The sequence below is a fragment of the uncultured Clostridium sp. genome, assembly GCF_937920395.1.
In the GTDB taxonomy this organism is placed as follows: Bacteria; Bacillota; Clostridia; order Clostridiales; family Clostridiaceae; genus Clostridium_AD.
The window spans coordinates 1-2,632 of sequence record NZ_CALEVF010000379.1; the positions used below are offsets into that span (position 1 = coordinate 1).

3 protein-coding genes are annotated in these 2,632 nt (G+C 28.4%); 2 read left to right on the forward strand and 1 reads right to left on the reverse strand.

The annotated features are described in order from the left end of the window. Window position 1: 1 nt before the first annotated feature. Window positions 2-844 (reverse strand): sugar phosphate isomerase/epimerase, encoded by an 843-nt coding sequence (locus Q0649_RS22140; protein WP_298847033.1) that lies wholly within the window; start codon window positions 842-844, stop codon window positions 2-4. 66 nt (window positions 845-910) lie between these two features. Between Q0649_RS22140 and Q0649_RS22145 the strand changes: the two genes are divergently transcribed. Together Q0649_RS22145 and Q0649_RS22150 are read left to right on the forward strand one after the other, a co-directional pair. Further along, a complete protein-coding gene (locus tag Q0649_RS22145; protein ID WP_298847035.1) occupies window positions 911-1,990 on the forward strand; it encodes a LacI family DNA-binding transcriptional regulator in 1,080 nt (359 codons plus the stop codon). A gap of 223 nt (window positions 1,991-2,213) precedes the next feature. Continuing rightward, on the forward strand, window positions 2,214-2,632 hold a 419-nt coding region (locus tag Q0649_RS22150), incomplete at its 3' end, for an ROK family protein (protein WP_298847038.1).

Here is a 2,632-nt window from a genome sequence, read left to right on the forward strand (position 1 = left end):
TTTATATGCCTAATACTTCTCGGCAGTATTGAACACTCTTCCTTACAATGTAATCTTCCTTAGCTAAGGTAGCTCCCTCAGTAGCTTCCTTTTTAACTGGTATTTCTAGCATAATTCTATCAAGATGACATTCTTCTAAAAGAATTTTTAAAACTGCCTTTAAATCTATCTTACCTTCTCCAAAGGGAACTGCAAATGTTTGAAAACCCCAATTTTCCATTTTGGAATTGTAGTCTTTAAAATGAGTGTTAACTATGTAAGGTGCAAGTTTTCTCACTGAATCAACTGGGTTTTCTAAGTGAATCATAAAATTACCTAGGTCAACACATACTCCAACATAAGGACTGTTTACGGTTTTTATAAGCGCTAATAATTCATCAGTTTTTAGGTCGCAGTGGTTTTCTATTGCTATTTTAATATTATATTCTTCTGCTTTGGACTTAACTATATTTAATACTCTTATAGCTTCTTTAACCTCCATTTCCGGATTAATATTTTTATCAGAGGGATCAAAGCCTATATAGGTTCTTAATATTGAAGAACCAAATTTTTTCGCTATTTCTAATTGGGCAATAAGATGCTCTTCACTAACACCAGTTGTTCCATATTCTATATAAAATCCATATTCCTCACACCGTTCTTTTATTTTATTTAAATATGAATCTTCAAAACTCTCTAAATGCATTGCATCTATTTGAATACCATCTAAACCCATATCCTTACATTTGTCTAGAAAATCAAAGAAGTTAATCTTTTTTGAAGGTTTAAATACGTCGTGTGCACCAAAAGCTAGATGATAGCTATAACTAAATAATCCAAGTTTTATATTTTTTGTATTTGTCATTTTTATCCCCCTAAATACCATTTTTTTAAGTATAAAACATATTCGAAACATTGTCAATATGTGAATATGTTTCGAAACATTGACATAGATGTGTGTACTGTCTATAATGGTATTAAAAATAATATTATAGGTGATATAATGGATAAAAAGCTTACTATGCAGGATTTAGCAAATATATTAAAAGTTTCGAAATCAACAATTTCAAAAGCACTTAATAATAGAGATGATTTGAGCAAAAGCCTAAAAAGAAAAATTCAATCCTCGGCAAAAGAATTAGGTTATGAATTGAAAAGTAGCATCAATAAAAAAGAGAAAAAGAATAAATATACTATAGGAATCATAACTGCTGAAAGATATTTTGGTGAAGCTGATTATTATTATTCCGAATTATACAAAAGGACTAGTAACAAGTTTAATTCTAATGATATTACAACAATGCTATATGTATTAGATAGAAAAGAAGAAAAGGTATGCAATATTCCGCTAATGTATACTCAAAATAAAATTGATGGGATTATTCTTTTAGGACAACTAAATTTTAAGTACGTAATAATGATTAAAGAGCTTAAAATACCATTGATTTTACTAGATTTTTATTCTAATAATCTTAGTATTGATTCTATATCGCCAAATGATTATTATAACTCTTATACAATAACAAATGAACTTATTTCTCTAGGACATAAGAAAATTGTGTATTGTGGGAACACAAAAATCACTAGTGGCATGCAGGATAGATTTTTGGGATACTATAAAGCTTTAATTGAGAACAATATTAATATTAATTATGATTGGATTATTGAAGATAGAAATGATGATAATATTGAAATTGATATAAGGTTACCTGCTGTTATTCCAACGGCATTTGTTTGTGTATGTGATAAGACAGCTAGGAGACTTATAAATATTTTAGAAGAAAAGGGCATATTGGTTCCACGGGATGTATCGGTTGTATCTTTTGACAATAATTTACATAGCACTATAATTCACCCATACATAACCACAATTGATGTGGACAAGGAATCATTAATCCAAATGACCGTAGATACCATGTTAAAAAAGTTAAACGATAGTAATTATAATGCAGGAAAAAAATTCATTAATGGATTTTTAGTTCTAAAAGAGTCTCATAAAAATATTATTTGAGGATTAAACTAATGATTAAATATTATGTGATAACTAAAAAGGCAGATGTTTAAATAAAAAACTAAAATATGGATTAATGTATTCTCATAGCAATAGAAGAATACATTAATTTTGAAAATTACATTCGCAAGTTATTTGGAATAGCTAAAAGCGATTTAAAAAACAACATATCAATATAATTGGAATGAGAAATAAAAAAATTAAAAGAGGAAGGGGATTGAAAATGTCATATTTAATTGGAATTGATATTGGTGGAACTAATTTAAGATCAGCAGTTATTTCAAAAGAAGGAGAAATTATAGATAGCTTTATAGTTGAAAATGAAGTATCTAAGGGTGCACTTTATAATTTAAATAAAATAGTCCATCAAATAATAGTAGAATGGAGCAATTATGAGATTGAAAAGGTAGGAGTAGGGGTACCAGGTCCATTAGATATAAAGAATGGTAAAATACTTAATCCGCCAAATTTAAAAGGATGGGAAAATTTCAATATAAAACAATATTTAAGTAAAATGTTAAAATTGCCAATTAAAGTTAATAATGATGCAAATGTTGCAGGTTTTGCAGAAGCATTGGTAGGAAGTGCTAAAGGTTGTGAGTCGGTATTCTATATAACAGTTTCTACTGGGGTTGGTGGAGC